This window comes from Frigoribacterium sp. CFBP 8754 (genome assembly GCF_014841815.1).
Taxonomy (GTDB): domain Bacteria; phylum Actinomycetota; class Actinomycetes; order Actinomycetales; family Microbacteriaceae; genus Frigoribacterium; species Frigoribacterium endophyticum.
In genome coordinates this window covers 1-15,879 of the sequence record NZ_JACYUO010000004.1, presented here as the reverse complement: position 1 = coordinate 15,879, position 15,879 = coordinate 1, and the positions used below count along the sequence as shown (strand labels likewise).

Genomic DNA, 15,879 nt, shown 5'->3' with positions numbered 1-15,879 from the left:
GGCGGCCGGGCCCGGCCTCTCTCACAGGACCGACTTCGGCACGCGGTGGAGCGTCACCGCGCCGACGGCCGCGAACGGGTGCAGCGGGTCGGGCGCGACCGAGCCGGTCGGCCCGCCGAGCCGGGAGTGCCCGACGGCGCTGAGCACCGCGTAGGCGTCGCCGCGAGACCAGCCGTGGTCGTCGACCAGGAAGGAGAAGGCGTCCTCGTAGCCGCGCCGGACGCTCTCCTGCACGGGGTCGCCGAGGCCGACGAAGATCCAGTCGTCGGCGGTCTCGATGCGCGGCGCCCGCAGCCGGGCGCCCTTCACGAGGTCGATCGACACGACGGCCGTGCCCTGCGCCTCGATGGCGACGAAGGACGACTCGCCCTCGGCCATGATCGCGTGCACGTCGCCGATCGAGAGGTACGCGCCCTCGACCATGACGGGCAGGTAGACGGTCGAGCCGACGGTGTTCTCGGTCACGTCCATGTTGCCGCCCTGGGGGTAGGCGGGCATGATCGTCGAGTTCTCGCCCTCGGCGGGAGCGGTGCCCATGCAGCCGATCATCGGCCGCGGCGCGAAGACGTGGCGGTCGGTGACGTGCACGCCCTCCGCGTCGATCGGCACGCGACGGGTGAACATCTCGTCGCCCATCATGTGCTGCAGGGCGCCCGAGCCGGGCAGGCTGACCGACCAGCCGTGGTCGACGAGCCGGATGTCGTGCACCGTCACGGCGAGCGCGTCGCCGGGCATCGCGCCCTCGACGAAGACCGGGCCGGTGACGGGGTTGATCGGCACCGACAGCTGCGCCAGGTCGTGGTGGTCGTGCAGCTCGGCGTAGACGGCGTCGCTGGTCTCGAAGCCGATCGTCTCGCCCGTGCCCGGGGTGATGCGCAGCACGGGCTCGACGGCGGCGCTGAAGCCGGGCCGGCCGAGCTCGTTGCCGAGGAAGTGGTGGACGCCCGAGGCGCCGGACGAGGCCGACGCCGGCCCGGACCCCGAGGAGTCGCGGTGCGCGTCGCTCACCGCCCGGCCTCCTTCTCGAGGGTGTCCGCCGCCGGGGTCGCCGTGGCGGCCGCTCCCGACCCGTCGCCCTCGTCGACCTGCCCCAGGGTCGGCGCCGCGCCTCCCCGGATCTTGTAGAAGAGGAAGACGCCCGCCCCGACCACGAGCCAGACGAGGCCGCCGATCTTCGCCGCGGGGGCCGCGTTGACGAGCACGTAGCCGATGATCAGGAAGCCGACCACGGGCACGACGAGGTGCAGCAGGTAGTTGCGCGACTTCCCCTTCACGACGTAGTGCCAGATCACCGAGAGGTGCAGCAGCATGAAGCCGAAGAGGGCGCCGAAGTTGACCAGCGACGAGATGACGTCGATCTGGCCGACGAAGAACAGCACGAGGATCGCCGAGAGCACCGAGACGACGAGGATGGCGGCCTGCGGCACCTGGCGCGAGTTGAGGCGCGAGAGCACCGCGGGCAGCTGCCGGTCACGGCTCATCGAGAACAGCAGGCGCGAGGTCGCGGCCTGCGCTGCCATCGCGTTCGCGATGCCGACGGCGAGCACGTTCACGACGAAGAAGGCGGTCATCCAGCCGCTCGACGACGCCTGGGCGACGAGGTCGAAGAAGGCGTTGCCGGCCTCCCCCTCGGGGAAGGAGTCGCGGCCCGCGGCGAGCGCGCTCGCCAGCCAGGTCTGCAGCACGAACAGGAAGGCGACGATGACGAGGGCGATGATCATGGCTCGACCCGCGCCTCCGCGCTTGCCGGTCGACTCCTCGGCGAGGGTCGAGATGCCGTCGAAGCCGAGGAACGACAGCACGGCGATCGAGAGCGCCGACGCGATCAGCGGGCCGGTGACCTTCGACGGGTCCCACACCTGGCTGACGCTGAACTCGGCGCCGGGGATGGTGCCGCCGTTGAGGGCGGTCACGGCGATGATCACGAAGATGACGATGAAGACGACCTCGATGGCGAGGAAGACGCGGTTCATCAGCTTGAGCGAGGTGATGCCGAGCAGGTTCACGGCCGTGTTGATCGCGACGAAGATCAGCGCCCACATCCAGCGCGCGGTGCCGGGGAAGATGCCGACCATCGACTCGGCGGCGAACACGTAGAGCAGCGTCGGCACGAGCAGGTAGTCGAGCAGGATCGCCCAGCCGGCGAAGAAGCCGACCGTGGGGTGGATGCCGCGGCCCACGTACGAGAACACCGACCCCGCGAGGGGGATCGACTTGGCCATCTGCGCGTAGGCGAGGGCGGTGAAGATCATCGCGACGAGGCCCACGAGGTAGACCAGGGGCACGAGGCCCGACGACGCGTTGTAGACGGTGCCGAAGATCGCCCAGGGCGCGATCGGCACCATGAAGATCAGGCCGTAGACGAGCAGGTCGCCGGTCGAGACCGACCGCTTCAGCTCCTGCTTGTAGCCGTACTGCTCGAGCTGCGCCTGCGCGCTCAGCTCGGGGGACTCGGTGCGCTCGGACATGGTGTCTCTCTTCGGGGTGAGGGAGGAACGGTGCGGGGAGGGGGTGGTGGTGGTCAGGCGTCGTGGTCGGCGAAGAAGCCGGCGACGACGCGGCGGAACTCCTCCGGCTGCTCGAGGTGCGTGCAGTGGCTGGCGCCGGGGAAGACGTGGGAGACGGCGCCGTCGATGCCGTCGACGAAGGGCTGCCAGGTGGCCGGCGTCGCCTCGTCGTGCTCGCCCGCGACCACGAGGGTGGGCGCGGTGACGCTCGGCAGGCGGTCGACGATCGTCCAGTCGCGCATCGTGCCGATGACGTGGAACTCGTTCGGGCCGTTCATGGTGTGGTAGACCGTCGGCTCGCCCTCCATCTGCTCCTCGCTGTCGACGAAGTCCTGGGGCATCGGCACCACGCGGCAGACGTGGCGCTCGTAGAAGACCTGGGTCGCGGCGAGGTACTCGGGGTCGCCGGTCGTGCCCGCGCCCTCGTGCCGGAGCAGCGCCTCCTGCACGTCGGCGGGCAGCTGGGCCCGGAGCTCGGCGGCGCCGTCGACCCAGAGCTGCATCGAGGCGGGCGAGTTGCAGATGGCCAGGCTGGCGAGGCCGGCGGGCTCGCGCACGGCGATCTCGGCGCCGAGCATGCCGCCCCACGACTGGCCGAGCACGTGGAAGCGCTCGAGCCCGAGGTGCGCGACGACGGCCTCGAACTCGTCGACGAAGAGCTGGGGCACCCAGGTCTCGACCGGGGCGTCGGGGCGGTGGCTGCTGCGGCCGCAGCCGAACTGGTCGTAGTGCACGACGGTGCGGCCGGTCTCGTCGGCGAGCGCCGCCAGGTTGCGCAGGTAGTCGTGGGCCATGCCGGGGCCGCCGTGCAGCACGACGAGGGGCAGGGCGCCGGGGCGGGGCTCGTCGGGCGTGGTGACCTGGTACCAGGTGTGGCCGTCGCGGAACGGGAGGGTGGCAGCGGTGCTCGTCGACATGCGCGTCAGCATGCACCCGCGAAAGGTCTCACGCCAAGACCTTTCTGCGTGACTTAACCTGGGCGTAACACGACGAGGAGCTGGGGAGGGGTGACGCGGCATGACGGAGGACGGGTCTGTGGACGCCGCGGAGGCGCGCGCCGGGTCCCCGGTGACCGCCACGACCGACGCCGCCCCCGCCTCCACCGCCTCCCCCGGCTCCGACTCCCCCGGCGTCCTCGAGGCCCCGCTCGAGTCGTCGACCCGGGTCGACGACATCTCCGACCGCCTCGTCACGGCCATCGCGACCGGCGAGTACCTGCCCGGCCAGCGCCTCCCCCCGGAGCGTGAGCTCGCCGCCTCGCTGCGCGTGGGCCGGATGACCGTGCGGGCCGCCCTCGCCCGGCTCGTCGACCAGGGGCTCATCGAGACCCAGCGCGGCCGCGGCGGCGGCTCGTTCGTGCAGGAGCGCTCGACCGACCGGGCCGCGGCCGTCGCGCAGCGGACGCTCGCCGCCCGCTGGTCGGACCTCCGCGACACCAGCGACGCGATCGGCCGCCTGCACGGCACGGTCGCCGAGGCCGCCGCCGAGAACCGCACCGACGACGACGTCGCCGTGCTGCGCGACCGCCTCGAGGGCTACCGCGCCGCCGCCTCGGGCCTGGCCTCGCAGAAGGCCGACGAGCGCCTGCACGTCGCGATCGCGGACGCGGCGCACAGCGCCACGCTCCGGGCCGTGCTGCTCGAGCTGGAGTCGCGGGTCAGCATCGCCGCGCCGGCCCACCTCTGGGGCGGCCCGGACGGCATGCGCGAGATGGAGCTGCGCGCCCTCGCCGAGCACGAGCAGATCGTCGAGGCCATCTGCGCCGGGGAGGCCGCGCGCGCCGCCGCGCTGGCACGACGTCACGTCGGCATCGACCTCGAGCTGCTCGAACGCGTGGTGCGCGGCGGCGACCACGCCTGACCGACGACCTGGCGGGGCTCGGCGTCGGGCCCCCGGAGGGCTCGCCGTCAGACGCCGGCGGGGCTCCAGCCGAGCTCCGGCCCGAGGCGCTCGCCGATGTCGGTGAGCATCTGCGCGTAGTCGCCGGGCTCGAAGGCGAACGGCAGCGCGAAGGCGACCTCGTCGACCGCCTGGTAGGCGGGGTCGGCGTGCAGGGCGTCCGCGATCTCGGCCGAGGTGCCGACGAGGTCGGCGGCGAAGAGCAGCTGCCCCGGGCCCTGCGGCACGCCCACGCGGCCGGCGCGCGCCTCGGCGTACGCCGCGTAGCGGGCCCGCTGCTCGGGCGTGGCCGAGTCGGTCGGCACGACGACGAGCCCCTGCGACACCCGGGCGGAGGCGCCCGCCGGGTGGGCGTCGCGGTACGCGTCGATCTGGGCGCGCTGGTTCTCGGCGAAGTCGGTGCCCCGCTCGGCCTTCGTGACGCTCGACGCGAGCAGGTGGAACCCGTTCTCGCCGGCCCAGACGGCGGACCTCGTGCTGCCGACGCCGCACCACAGCCGGTCGACGAGCCCCGGGCTGTGCGGCTGGACGACGTCGCTGAACTCCTCGATGCCGCGACGGCCCGGCGAGGCCGAGACGACGTCGCCGCGCACGAGGTCGCGGAGGCGCAGCAGGCGCTCGGGCCCGAGCTCCTCGTGGTCGGCGGTGTCGGGGTAGATCGCGTCGCGGTAGAGGTCGAAGTTCATCGGGGTGCCCGACGAGAAGCCCGGGTTGAGGCGGCCCCCCAGCAGCACGTCGACCGTGGCGAGGTCCTCCGCGAGCCGGAAGGGGTTCTCGGCCCCGATCGGCGTCACCGCCGTGCCCAGCTCGATCCGGCTCGTGCGCTGCGACGCCGCCGCCATGATCGCGACCGGCGACGAGATGCCCGGCTGCAGGTGCCGGTGGCGCAGCCACGCGCTGTCGAGGCCGAGCTCCTCGGCGCGCTCGATGACGCGCAGGACGTCCTCGTGGCCCGCGGCCGGCGAGGCGGGGTCGAACGAGCCGATGGTGAGGACGCCGAGGCGCCGCAGGGGTGTTCCGTCGACGGGCATGGCCCGATCCTCGCAGGTGCCGGCCCCGGCTCGCCCGACCACGGGGGCACGGACACGCCTACTCTCGGCGGCATGATGTCCCTCACCCGCGTGCGGGAGTCGTTCTGGTTCCTCCCCGCCGTCTTCGCCCTCGCCGCCCTCGTGCTCGCCGAGGTGCTGGTCACCGTCGACCGGTCGATCCCCTCGTCGACGACCGCGGGCCTGCCCCTGCTCGGGGCCCTCAGCGCCTCGGGCGGCAGGTCGCTCCTCTCCGGCATCGGCTCGTCGATGCTCACGGTGGCGGGCACGTCGTTCTCCATCACCATCTCCGTGCTGGCGACGACGTCGTCGACCTACGGGCCGCGCCTCGTGCGCAACTTCATGGCCGACCGGTCGAACCAGCTCGTGCTCGCCGCCTTCACGTCGACCTTCCTCTACTGCATCGTCGTGATGCGCACCGTCCACACCGAGGTGGACGACGCCTCCGCCTTCGTGCCCGTCATCGCCGTCCACGTCGCGGTGCTCCTCGGCGTCGTCGACGTCGGGGTGCTGGTCTTCTTCATCCACCACATCGCCGCGTCGGTGCAGATCACGTCGCTCCAGGCCCGGGTGCTCAGCGACCTCCGCGCGGTCGCGGCGACGGTGTGGCCCGACGAGCCGGGCGACGACGTGCGGACGGAGTCGCGGGGCCGGGAGGCCGGGTCGGCGTCGGCCTCGGCGTCGGCAGCACCGCCCCGATCCGACGACGAGGGCGTGGGCGGCGCCGTCGTGCGTGCCTCGGCCGACGGCTACGTGCAGGAGCTCGCGTGGCCGCAGCTGTGCCGCGTCGCCGCCCGCGAGGACGTCGTCGTCGAGGTCGTGGCCATGCCGGGGCGCTACGTGATCGCAGGCGACGCGCTCGTCGTGGCCCGCGCCTCCCTCGGCTCCGGGGCGGTGCAGGAGCTGCGCCGCGCGGTCACGGTCGGCGCCGCGCGGACGCCGCACCAGGACGTCGAGTTCGCCCTCCAGCAGCTCGTCGAGATCGCCGTCCGCGGCCTGGCCTCGGGCAGCAACGACCCCTACACGGCGGTGAGCGCGCTCGACATGTCGGCCGGCGTGCTCGTGCCGCTCTGGCGACGGAGCGACGCCGTGGTCGCCCACCGGGACGACCGGGGCCGCGACCGCGTGCTCGTCCGCTGGCCGACGGTCGAGGAGCTCACCCTGTCCGTCCTCGACACCGTGCGCACCTACGCCGACGGGCAGCCGGCGGTGCAGGAGGCGGCGCTGCGGCTGATCGCCCGTCTCGACGAGGTGGCGCCGCCGTCGCGCGCCGGGCTGCTCGACGAGCACGCGTCGGCGCTCCGCGACTCCCTCATCGGCCGCTAGGCGCCGAGCCAGCTCCGACCTTCGCGGCTGCCGGCGTCAGAACGCCTGGTCGTAGAGCGCCGCGAGCTCCGGCGAGTCGGGGCCGGTCAGGCCGCACGAGCTCACGACGCCGGCCGAGGCGGCGACGAGCCACGCGCCTCCCTCGGTGAAGACGGGCGCCGCCCCGTCGACCTGGTCGTCGGGGTCGCCCTGCGGCACCTCGACGGCGTCGCCCGGGTCGCCGGCGAAGACGTCGTCGACCCGCAGCGTGGCGGTGCCCCCGTCGACGGCCACGACGGTGCCGCGGAAGGCCGTGGTCGAGGTCGCCAGCACCTCCGCGGTCGGCACGGCGCACATCGCGCCCGGTCCGCCCGCCGGAGGCGCGGTGAGGGTCGTGACCCTCCCGCCCGCCCCCGGGCCGGTCGCGACGAGCACCCCGACCACCGCCGCGGCGACGAGCACCCCGCCGGCGGCCCCGGCCAGGAGGCGGCGGGAGCGTCGACGGGCCGGAGCGGCGGCGGAGCGGCCGGGGGCCGTGCGGGCGGGGGTGCGGGGTGCGGTGCTCATGGTCGTCTCCGTCAGGTGCGCGAGCTGCCGGGCCGGCAGCGGGGCGAGGGAGGAGGCCGGGTCGGCGGACCGCATCAGCAGGTCGTCGGCGCCGTGCTCGGCGTGCTCGTCGTGCTCGTGCTCGTCGTGCGTGGTCATCGTCCGTCTCCTCCCGTCACCGGTGCATGTCCGTCACGCGCCTCCGCCTTCCGGATCTCGTCGGCGAGGCGTCGACGGGCCCGGTGCAGGCGGATCGACACGGCGTTCGGCGTCGTGCCCAGCACCGCGGCCGTCTGGGCGACGGTGAGCTCGTCCCACACGTGCAGGCGCAGCACCTCGGCGTCGACCTCCCGCAGGCGCGCGAGGGCGGGGGCGACGAGCGCGACCCGGGGGTCGACCTCGTCGGCCTCGGGCACCGACTCGGTCGGCGGGTCGACCGTGACGATGCGCGCGACGAGCCGGTCGCGGCGACGCATCGACCGCAGGGCGTTGCTGAGCTGCAGCCGGGCGACGCCGACGGCCCAGGGCACCTCGTCGCCCGCGGGCACGTCGTCGAGGCGCCGCCAGAGCACGAGCAGCACGTCGCCGAGCACCTCGTCGGCCGTCGCCGCGTCGACGCGGCGCACGAGGTACCGGCGCACGGGCTCGACGACCTCGGGCACGAGGGCCTCGAAGCGGGCTCGGGCGGGCAGCAGGGTCACGTCCACACCCTCACATGTCCGCCGCCCGGCGTGCCTTTCGCCCGGGCCGACGTCAGCGCGGGCCGGGGCCGTGCGTCCCCTCGCCGCGGTCGTCGTCGGTGGGGCGCTGGTCGAGGCTCGGGTCGACCGCGGGGTCGACCGAGACGTCGCTTACGCGGAGGGGCGGCTCGGCAGCCACGGAGGACGGCGAGGCCGACGAGGCGGGCGAGCCGTCGCCCGTCGCACGACGGGAGCCGCGCAGGCGACCCTTGACCGCCTCCCACGGGCGGGCCAGCCCGCGGGCCCCGGCCTCCGTCGGCGCCTCGACCTCGAGGCCGTAGTAGGCCCCGACGTGCTCGAGCAGCACGTCGCGCTCAGCCGCGTCATAGGCCCGCCGCTCACGCGTGAAGGCGATGATCGTCGACCAGCAGGTGAGCAGCAGCACCACGCTGAACGGCAGCGCCGTCGTGATCGCCGCGGTCTTGAGGGCGTCGAGGCCGCCCGTGAGCAGCAGGGCGACGGCGAGCAGGGCGGCGACGAGCGCGAAGAAGACGCGAAGCCAGTTCTTCGGCTCGATGTCGCCGCCGGAGGCGATCATCGCCATCACGAGGGAGCCCGAGTCGGACGACGTGACGAAGAAGACACCGATCAGGAGGATGGCACCGAAGGTCAGCACGGCGCCCGCGGGGAGGTCGCCGAGGAGAGCGAACAGCGAGCCCTCGACGTCGACCGAGCCGTCGGCACCGATGAGCCCCCCGGCGCCGTCGGTCTGGCGGTGGATGGCCGCGCCGCCGAGCACGGCGAACCAGAGGAAGGTCAGGGCGGTCGGCACGAGCAGCACGCCGAAAACGAACTGGCGGACGGTCCGGCCCCTCGAGATGCGCGCGATGAAGATGCCCACGAAAGGAGCCCACGACATCCACCAGCCCCAGTAGAAGGTCGTCCAGGCACCCTGCCACTCCTCGCCGGCCGCGCCCTGCTGGGCGGTGACGTTGAACGAGAGGCCGACGACGTTCTGCAGGTAGGCGCCGATCGACTGCACGAAGTCGCGCAGCAGGAACTGCGTCGGGCCGACGATCAGCACGAAGAGGAGGAGCGCGGCGGCCAGGATCAGGTTGAAGTTCGAGAGGATCTTCATGCCCTTCGTCACGCCCGTCACGAGCGAGACGATCGTCACCGCGGTGATCACCGCGATGATCGCGATCTGGCTGACGATGCTGCTGTCGGCGATGCCGGCGGCCTCGAGGCCCGCGCCGATCTGGATCACGCCGAGGCCGAGCGAGGTGGCGACGCCGAACAGCGTGCCGACCAGGGCGATGACGTCGATCAGGTTGCCCCAGCCGCCGCGCACGCGGTCGCCGAGCAGGGGCTCGAGCGCCCAGCGGATGGAGACCGGACGGCCCCGACGGTGGATGGCGTAGGCGAGCGCGAGGCCGAGCACGACGTAGATCGCCCACGCGTGCAGGCCCCAGTGCAGGAAGGTCTGCGTGAGGGCCTGCTGCGCGAGCTGGTCCTCCGTGCCGGTGACGCCGGGGCGCGGCGAGGCGAAGTGGCTGAGGGGCTCGGAGACGCCGTAGAAGACGAGGCCGATGCCCATCCCGGCGGCGAAGAGCAGGGCGAACCACGACCCGGTGGAGAACTCCGGCTCGTCCTTGTCCTTGCCGAGCTTGATGGTGCCGAAGCGGCTGAACCCGACGAAGATCGAGAAGCCGACGAAGAAGGCCACGATCAGCACGTAGTACCAGCTGAAGTTGCGGACGATGCCGCTCTGCAGCCCGAGGAAGAGCGCCTCGGCCGAGGCGGGCGCGATCAGCGTGAAGGCCACGAAGCCGAGGACGACGATCGCGGCGGGCCAGAACACCCAGCGGCGGAGCTGGGGGGTCGTCGTGACGGCCTCCCCCAGGGTCGAGGGTCGGGCTTCGGGGGCCCCGGAGGAGGGCGGTTCGGTCGTTGCCATGCCTCCATCGTGACGGCTCCCGGCGCGTTCCGGGCAATGATGCGCACCGTGCACCGAGATGCTCGGCGAGTCGTCGAGACGCCCCGTCCGGGGCTCCGTCCTCGCCGGAGAGCCCAGGAAGGGGCACCTCGATCACGGAGGAGCTACCGCGCCGTCACCGTCGCGAGCTCGTCCCAGTGGGTCGTCGCGCGCGGCGAGACCATGTCGCGCTTCATCGCCCAGCCGCGGCGGTGCCGCAGACCGGCGACCCCGAGGCCGAGGCTCTCGTCGCCGAACTTGCCGGCGATCCGGTCGAGCACGTCGCCGTACGCGGGCGGTGCCGCGGCGACCTCGCCGAAGACGTCGAGGCTCGCGTGCTCGGCGCGCGGCGTGAGCTCCATCAGCGTGACGCCGGCGCGCACGTAGCGCTTGCCGGGCTCGAGCTGGGGGCCGAGCGCCGCGATCGCGGCCCGGTAGAGCGTGGTCGCGTCGTCGGTCGGCTCGGGGAAGGCGACCGACACGACGTGGTTGGTGTGGCCGGCCTCCGTCGCGAACGGCGACGTGGCGGCGAAGCAGCGCATCATCCGGGTCAGCGAGCCCTGCCCCCGGAGTCGTGCGGCGGCACGTTGCGTGTAGACCGACAGCACCTCCTCGAGCTCGGCGACCGTCGTCACGGGCACCGCGAACGACCGGGAGTGGTAGATCTGGTCGCGCTCGGGCTGGACCTCCTCGATCGGCAGGCAGTCGACCCCGCGGAGCTCCTGCACGACGCGCGCCTGCACCACGCCGAAGCGCTTCCGGATGCGGGCGGCGTCGGCGTCGCGCAGGTCGGCGGCCGTGTGCACGCCGAGCGGCACCAGCTTCTTCGCCGTGCGTCGACCGATGCCCCACACGTCGCCCGCGTCGACGCTGGCGAGGATGGCGGTCTGCTGCGCCGACGAGTAGCTGCCCAGGTGGCAGACGCCCGCCAGTGCGGCGGCCTGCTTCGAGCCCCGGTTCGCGAGCTTCGCGAGGGTCTTCGTCGGCGCGATGCCGATGCTCACGGGCAGGCCGATCAGCTTGCGCACCACGCGGCGGATCTCGCGGGCCTGCGCGGTGGTCTCGTCGACGGTGCCGCTCAGCTCGATGAACGACTCGTCGATCGAGTAGACCTCCTGGTGGCTCGTGAACCGGCTGAGGATCTCGGCCGAGCGCGCCGACATGTCGCCGTAGAGCTCGTAGTTGCTCGACACCGCGACGACGCCCTGCATCGCGGCGATCGGCGCGATCGTGTGCCAGGGCGCGGCCATGTCGACGTTCAGCGCCTTGGCCTCCTGCGAGCGGGCGATGACGCAGCCGTCGTTGTTCGAGAGGACGACCACCGGCCTGCCCTCGAGCGCGGGGTTGAAGACACGTTCGCACGACACGTAGAAGTTGTTGGCGTCGACGATGGCGACGTGGCGCTCAGACACGGTGCAGGCACCTCGTGACGACGCCCCAGACGGTCGCCTCGTCGAGCTCGGAGAGCACGACCTCGGGGTAGGCGGGGTTCTCCGGGCTGAGCACCATGAGCCCCTGCCGCCACGAGAGGCGCTTGACCGTCAGCTCGGCGTTGACGACGGCCACGACGACGGCTCCGTCGTGGGCGTCGAGCCCCCGGTCGACGACGAGCTCGTCGCCGTCGAAGATGCCTGCGCCCGTCATGCTGTCGCCGCTCACCCGCACCAGGAAGGTCGCCGTCGGGTCGCGCATCAGGTGCCGGTTGAGGTCGACCGGCCCCGACCAGTAGCCCTGGGCGGGCGACGGGAAGCCGGCGTGCACGGCCTCGAGCGCGGCTCGCGGCAGGTCGGCGTCGGCGCGCTCCTCGCCCCCGACGGGCCCGAGCACGACGGGCGGCAGCTCAGGAGTCGCGGGTCGGGTCGGCCGCGGAGGGCGCGCCCCACGCGCTGCCTCGCCTGTCGTCTCGCTCACGGTGCCTCCCGGAGAGAACCTAGGCCAGACCACCGACGTCGCCTCCCCGGCGTCGCCTCCCCGAGGTGGCCGGTCGTGCGGCGCCCCTCGGCTAGGCCGTCGGGCGCGCCTTGCGGATCGACCACACGTTGGAGTCGCCCACCCGCTCGTAGCCGAGGTCGTCGACGAGCAGCTGGACCAGGGCGAGGCCGCGGCCGCCCTCGGCCATCTCGTCGGGCATGACGCGGCCGACGAGCGAGACGCTGCCGGGCTCGGCGGTGTCGCTGAGGGTGGCCGTCAGCTCGCCGTCGGTGATGGCGACGGAGAGCCGGCAGGCCACGCCCTCGCCCGCCGCGGCGTGCTCGATGACGTTGCTGGTCAGCTCGACGAGGGCGAGCTCGAAGGCCATGCGCTCCTCGTCGGTGAGGGTCGTGTCGTCGCCCCAGACCGACTCGAGGAAGTCGTGCACCGTGTTGACGTCGTCCGGCGGCGTGGCGAAGACGAGCTGGTGCTCACTCATCGAACGCCGTCGCCGCGTCGTCGTGCGGGCGGAGGATGCGGTCGATGTTCGACAGCTTCAGCACCATCAGCACCTGGGCCGACGGCGAGGCGATGCGGAGGTCGCCGCCCGCCGAGCGGGCGGACTTGAGGCAGCCCACGAGGGCGCCGAGGCCGGAGGAGTCCATGAAGTCGACGCCGGCGAGGTCGACGACGACGCGGGGCCTACCGTCGGCGATCGCGCCGGTCACGGCCTCCCGCAGGGCCGGGGCCGAGACCATGTTGAGCCTCCCGGTGCAGCGCACGACGGCGACGTCGGCGCCCGCTCCCTCGACAGCGAGATCCATCCAGCCAGCCTCCTCGGCTCGTCGTCCCGACGCACGGGTCGGCGCGGTCCTCCGCGACACCATAGCTGCGGCCGACCCCGGGCACAGCCCGCCGCGGCGCTCCAGTGCGGGGGGTACCGGAGAGGGGCGGCCGACACCTATCGTCGGGGGGTGACCTCTGACCGCTCTCCGTCGCGGGCACGCCGGAGCTCCACGCTCGACACGTTCCTCCTGCGGTACGGCGTGACCCCCCTGGTGAAGCAGGCACCGTCGGCGCTGCTCGTCGTCCTGGCCGTCGTCCTCTCGCTCACCGTCCCGCAGCTGGTGGTCACCAGCGGCGCGGGCCTCCTCGTCGCCCTGGGCGTCACCGCGGTCGCCACGCTCTGGGCGGCCGCCGCCACCGCCCGCCCGGCCGTGATCGGCGGGTGGGCCCTCCTGGTGCCCGCCCTCGACTTCGTCGCGCTGGGGGTCCTGCGCTGGTCGACCGGCTCCTCCTCGTCGGTCTTCACGGCCCTGCTGGTGATGCCGCTCGTGTGGTTCGCCGCCCGCGAGCCACGCCGGTCGGTGCTCTGGGCGGTGCTCGGCTCGATGGTCGTCATCCTCACGCCCTTCATCGCCGGCATCAGCGCCGGCGACCGCGTCACCGAGCTCGCCCGCCTGCTCGTCGGCGTCCTCGTCTACACCGCGCTGGCCCTCGTCGTGAACGAGCTGAGCCGTCAGTACGCGGCCCAGCTGCGCCTGTCGGAGGAGCGGGAGGCGGTGGTCCGGACCGAGATCACCCGCGCCGCCGAGGTGCAGCGCTCGCTCCTCCCCGGAGCCCTGGCCGACACGCCCGGCTACGCCCTCGCGGGCACCTGCCTGCCCTCGACGACCGTCGGCGGCGACTTCTTCGACTGGTACCGCACCGACGACGGGGTCGCGATGACCCTCGGTGACGTCATGGGCAAGGGCGTCGGCGCCGGTCTCATCGCGGCGGCCGTGCGGGCGACGGTGCGCAGCTCGCGCCGCGACCCGGACCCCGGGGCCGCCATCGTCCGCGCCTCGGAGGGGCTCGCCACCGACCTCGCCGACGGGCCCGACTCCGTCGTGTTCACCACCCTCTTCCACGCGCGCCTCCGCGGCGACGTGCTGCACTGGGCCGACGCCGGCCACGGCCTGACCGTCGTCGTGCGGGAGGACGGCGGGGCCGAGCGCCTGTCGACGCCCGACCTCCCGATCGGCCTCGGCCTCGGCCTGCACGACGCGTGGGAGACGCGGACCACCGCCCTCTGCCCCGGCGACCTCGTGGTCTGCTTCAGCGACGGGGTGCTCGACCTCTTCGGCGGCGGGCTCGACAGCGTCGAGCACGTCGCGGCCCTCGCGCGCCGCGACCCGCGGCCGTCGTCGGTCGTCGACGCCCTGGCCGACCTCGCCCGCGAGCTGGGCCACGACGACGACGTGACCGTGGTCGCCCTGCGGCGCGAGCCCGTCGCGGCGCCGGTCGCGGGCGACGTGCTCGCTCCCGTGGCCGTCGCCGCCCCGACGGCGCCCTGACGCCCGGGCCGCACCGACCCCCGCCGGCACCGACCCCCGGCCGGCACCGGCGCCCGGCCTGCCGGCCGGCCGACCGGCCGCTCAGCTCCTCGTGACGACCAGCACCGTGACGTCGTCGTCGACCTGGGCCACGCCGACCTTGACCGAGAACGCGTCGAGGAAGGCCTCGACGTCGCGCTCGGCCCGCAGGTCGGCGACGACGCGGTCGAGGCTCGCGAGCGTCGAGTCGTAGACGTCGAGCACGCCGTCCGAGACGGAGACGAGCGCGTCGCCGGGCTCGAGGCGCAGCGTGCCGGTCGTCCAGCCCTCGGCGGCGTCCTGCAGCCCCAGCGGCAGGTCGTGCGACGAGAGCCGCTCGACCGTCCCCGAGGCGCGGAGGTGGAGCGTGAGGCCGTGGCCGGCGTCGACGTACTCGACGTCGCCCGAGCGCGTGTCGACGCGGGCGTGGAAGAGGGTCACGAACGACCCGGCCTCGGCGAGCTGCGGGCCGAGGGCCCGCGCCGCCGTGGCGAGCGCCGTCGCGGGGGGCGCGTCGGTGCCGTCGGGCCCCTCGTAGAGGCTCCGGCGGAGGGCCTCGGCGAGGGCGCCGGCCGCCGCGCCCTTGCCCATCACGTCGGCGAGCGTCGCCGTGACGACGTCGCCGCCCTCGGCCCAGGCGTGGAGGTCGCCGCTCACCGCGCCGTGGGGCCGGTCGAGGGCGGTGGCCGTGAGGTCGCCGTGGTGCAGGGCGGGGCGCTGCCCCGCGGCCGTCGGGTCCACGGTGACGGTGACGTCCGACGCCGGGCCCTGCCCCTGCCCCTGGCGGATCTCCGCCTCGGCCCACCGCCCCAGGTCGACCAGCCGGCCGCGCTCCTCGCCGGTGAGCCGGCGCGGCTCGGGGTGCAGGATGCACAGCGTCCCGATGGCCTGCCCGCCGTCGGCGCGCAGCGGCACGCCCGCGTACGAGCGCACCCCGAAGGCCGTGACGGCCGGGCTCTCGGCGAAGCGGGGGTCGAGGGAGGCGTCGGTCACCTCGAAGAGGCCCGTCCCGTGGACGGTGTACTCGCAGAACGCGGCGCCGTACGGGAAGCGGGGCGCCGCCTCCCCCGGCTCCTGGGGCGACTTGACCACGAGCGAGGCGTCGTCGACGAGGTTGAGGTACGACATCGGCACGTCGAAGAGCTCACGGGCGAAGCGCGTGATGCGGTCGAAGCGCTCCTCCGGCGGGGTGCCGAGCAGGGCCGAGGCCTCGACGGCGGCCAGGCGCTCGCGCTCGGCGGCGTCGAGGGGCGCGGCGCCGTCGACGGCGTGCCAGCCGTCGTCGTGCGAGCCGGCGGCGGCGCCGCCCGGGTCGGCGGCGGCGGTGTCGGTGTCGGTGTCCGTGTCGGTTCCCGCTCGGTCGTCCATGTCTCTCCCTGATCCGGCGGCCCCGACCTGGTGGTGCCGAGGAGGCGGTCGGAGCGGTGGTGCCTGACGACCAGTAGAGCAGGCGGGCCCGCCGCGTGCCAGCACGGGGCGTGCCCCGTTCGGGGGGCCCGGCGCGGGCGAAGCTGAGCAGGACCTGGGAACACCCACCCCTTCCCGAGGTGGCGGCGAACCCCTGTCACCTCCCCACCGGGAAGAACAGACAAGGAGTCCCATCGTGACCATCACGCGCAAGACCATCACCAAGACCGCCCTCGGCCTCGTCGC

The 15,879-nt window shown here is 73.9% G+C and carries 15 protein-coding genes; 3 read left to right on the top strand and 12 right to left on the bottom strand.

Features of this window, described 5'->3' with window-relative positions:
- Positions 1 to 21 precede the first annotated feature (21 nt).
- Genes IFT72_RS11975 through IFT72_RS11965 form a run of 3 tightly spaced genes read right to left on the bottom strand, consistent with a single transcriptional unit; the run spans position 22 to position 3,424 of the window.
- A complete protein-coding gene (locus tag IFT72_RS11975) occupies positions 22 to 1,008 on the bottom strand; it encodes an acetamidase/formamidase family protein (RefSeq protein ID WP_192046579.1) in 987 nt (328 codons plus the stop codon).
- Positions 1,005 to 2,468: an APC family permease gene (locus IFT72_RS11970; protein WP_056051947.1), complete on the bottom strand. Its 1,464-nt coding sequence runs from the start codon at positions 2,466 to 2,468 to the stop codon at positions 1,005 to 1,007. Before IFT72_RS11970 ends, IFT72_RS11975 begins: the two co-directional genes overlap by 4 nt.
- A gap of 53 nt (positions 2,469 to 2,521) precedes the next feature.
- Positions 2,522 to 3,424 (bottom strand): proline iminopeptidase-family hydrolase, encoded by a 903-nt coding sequence (locus IFT72_RS11965; RefSeq protein ID WP_244634505.1) that lies wholly within the window; start codon positions 3,422 to 3,424, stop codon positions 2,522 to 2,524.
- A 151-nt stretch (positions 3,425 to 3,575) separates the two neighbouring features.
- Here IFT72_RS11965 and IFT72_RS11960 point away from each other — a divergent pair, with 151 nt between their 5' ends.
- Entirely contained in the window at positions 3,576 to 4,367 is a 792-nt protein-coding gene (locus tag IFT72_RS11960) for a FadR/GntR family transcriptional regulator (protein ID WP_371741282.1), read from the top strand.
- A 47-nt stretch (positions 4,368 to 4,414) separates the two neighbouring features.
- On the opposite strand, the gene IFT72_RS11955 is transcribed toward IFT72_RS11960, so the two are convergent.
- Entirely contained in the window at positions 4,415 to 5,437 is a 1,023-nt protein-coding gene (locus IFT72_RS11955; RefSeq protein WP_192046576.1) for an LLM class flavin-dependent oxidoreductase, read from the bottom strand.
- 72 nt (positions 5,438 to 5,509) lie between these two features.
- Between IFT72_RS11955 and IFT72_RS11950 the strand changes: the two genes are divergently transcribed.
- Positions 5,510 to 6,781, top strand: coding sequence for a DUF2254 domain-containing protein (locus tag IFT72_RS11950; RefSeq protein ID WP_192046575.1), 1,272 nt, complete (start codon positions 5,510 to 5,512; stop codon positions 6,779 to 6,781).
- A 36-nt stretch (positions 6,782 to 6,817) separates the two neighbouring features.
- On the opposite strand, the gene IFT72_RS11945 is transcribed toward IFT72_RS11950, so the two are convergent.
- From IFT72_RS11945 to IFT72_RS11915, 7 genes are all read right to left on the bottom strand, one after another.
- On the bottom strand, positions 6,818 to 7,465 hold the full coding sequence (locus IFT72_RS11945) for a hypothetical protein (RefSeq protein ID WP_192046574.1): 648 nt from the start codon (positions 7,463 to 7,465) through the stop codon (positions 6,818 to 6,820).
- Complete coding sequence (locus IFT72_RS11940) at positions 7,462 to 8,007, bottom strand: sigma-70 family RNA polymerase sigma factor (RefSeq protein WP_197981487.1); 546 nt, start codon at positions 8,005 to 8,007, stop codon at positions 7,462 to 7,464. The genes IFT72_RS11945 and IFT72_RS11940 overlap by 4 nt, the downstream gene beginning before the upstream one ends.
- Before the next feature lie 52 nt (positions 8,008 to 8,059).
- The gene (locus IFT72_RS11935) at positions 8,060 to 9,943 is read right to left on the bottom strand and encodes a BCCT family transporter (protein ID WP_197981486.1); all 1,884 of its coding nucleotides are present in this window, start codon (positions 9,941 to 9,943) and stop codon (positions 8,060 to 8,062) included.
- Positions 9,944 to 10,086: 143 nt separating this feature from the next.
- Positions 10,087 to 11,373: a Y-family DNA polymerase gene (locus IFT72_RS11930; protein WP_192046573.1), complete on the bottom strand. Its 1,287-nt coding sequence runs from the start codon at positions 11,371 to 11,373 to the stop codon at positions 10,087 to 10,089.
- The gene (locus IFT72_RS11925) at positions 11,366 to 11,746 is read right to left on the bottom strand and encodes a LexA family transcriptional regulator (RefSeq protein WP_197981493.1); all 381 of its coding nucleotides are present in this window, start codon (positions 11,744 to 11,746) and stop codon (positions 11,366 to 11,368) included. Before IFT72_RS11925 ends, IFT72_RS11930 begins: the two co-directional genes overlap by 8 nt.
- A 217-nt stretch (positions 11,747 to 11,963) precedes the next feature.
- Positions 11,964 to 12,371 carry an ATP-binding protein gene (locus IFT72_RS11920; protein ID WP_056051933.1) on the bottom strand — a complete coding sequence of 136 codons (408 nt, stop codon included), beginning with the start codon at positions 12,369 to 12,371 and terminating at the stop codon, positions 11,964 to 11,966.
- Positions 12,364 to 12,696, bottom strand: a complete 333-nt coding sequence (locus tag IFT72_RS11915) for an STAS domain-containing protein (protein WP_056051930.1) — start codon at positions 12,694 to 12,696, stop codon at positions 12,364 to 12,366. The genes IFT72_RS11920 and IFT72_RS11915 overlap by 8 nt, the downstream gene beginning before the upstream one ends.
- Positions 12,697 to 12,846: 150 nt before the next feature.
- Between IFT72_RS11915 and IFT72_RS16435 the strand changes: the two genes are divergently transcribed.
- Positions 12,847 to 14,208 (top strand): PP2C family protein-serine/threonine phosphatase, encoded by a 1,362-nt coding sequence (locus IFT72_RS16435; protein ID WP_056051927.1) that lies wholly within the window; start codon positions 12,847 to 12,849, stop codon positions 14,206 to 14,208.
- A gap of 81 nt (positions 14,209 to 14,289) precedes the next feature.
- On the opposite strand, the gene IFT72_RS11905 is transcribed toward IFT72_RS16435, so the two are convergent.
- Positions 14,290 to 15,594 carry a SpoIIE family protein phosphatase gene (locus IFT72_RS11905; protein ID WP_192046572.1) on the bottom strand — a complete coding sequence of 435 codons (1,305 nt, stop codon included), beginning with the start codon at positions 15,592 to 15,594 and terminating at the stop codon, positions 14,290 to 14,292.
- Positions 15,595 to 15,879 lie beyond the last annotated feature (285 nt).

Coding starts and splice junctions, on each gene's coding strand:
- IFT72_RS11970 (WP_056051947.1), bottom strand. CDS start 2,468: ATGTCCGAGCGCACCGAGTCCCCCGAGCTGAGCGCGCAGGCGCAGCTC.
- IFT72_RS11965 (WP_244634505.1), bottom strand. CDS start 3,424: ATGTCGACGAGCACCGCTGCCACCCTCCCGTTCCGCGACGGCCACACC.
- IFT72_RS11955 (WP_192046576.1), bottom strand. CDS start 5,437: ATGCCCGTCGACGGAACACCCCTGCGGCGCCTCGGCGTCCTCACCATC.
- IFT72_RS11950 (WP_192046575.1), top strand. CDS start 5,510: ATGATGTCCCTCACCCGCGTGCGGGAGTCGTTCTGGTTCCTCCCCGCC.
- IFT72_RS11945 (WP_192046574.1), bottom strand. CDS start 7,465: ATGACCACGCACGACGAGCACGAGCACGACGAGCACGCCGAGCACGGC.
- IFT72_RS11935 (WP_197981486.1), bottom strand. CDS start 9,943: ATGGCAACGACCGAACCGCCCTCCTCCGGGGCCCCCGAAGCCCGACCC.
- IFT72_RS11920 (WP_056051933.1), bottom strand. CDS start 12,371: ATGAGTGAGCACCAGCTCGTCTTCGCCACGCCGCCGGACGACGTCAAC.
- IFT72_RS11915 (WP_056051930.1), bottom strand. CDS start 12,696: ATGGATCTCGCTGTCGAGGGAGCGGGCGCCGACGTCGCCGTCGTGCGC.
- IFT72_RS11905 (WP_192046572.1), bottom strand. CDS start 15,594: ATGGACGACCGAGCGGGAACCGACACGGACACCGACACCGACACCGCC.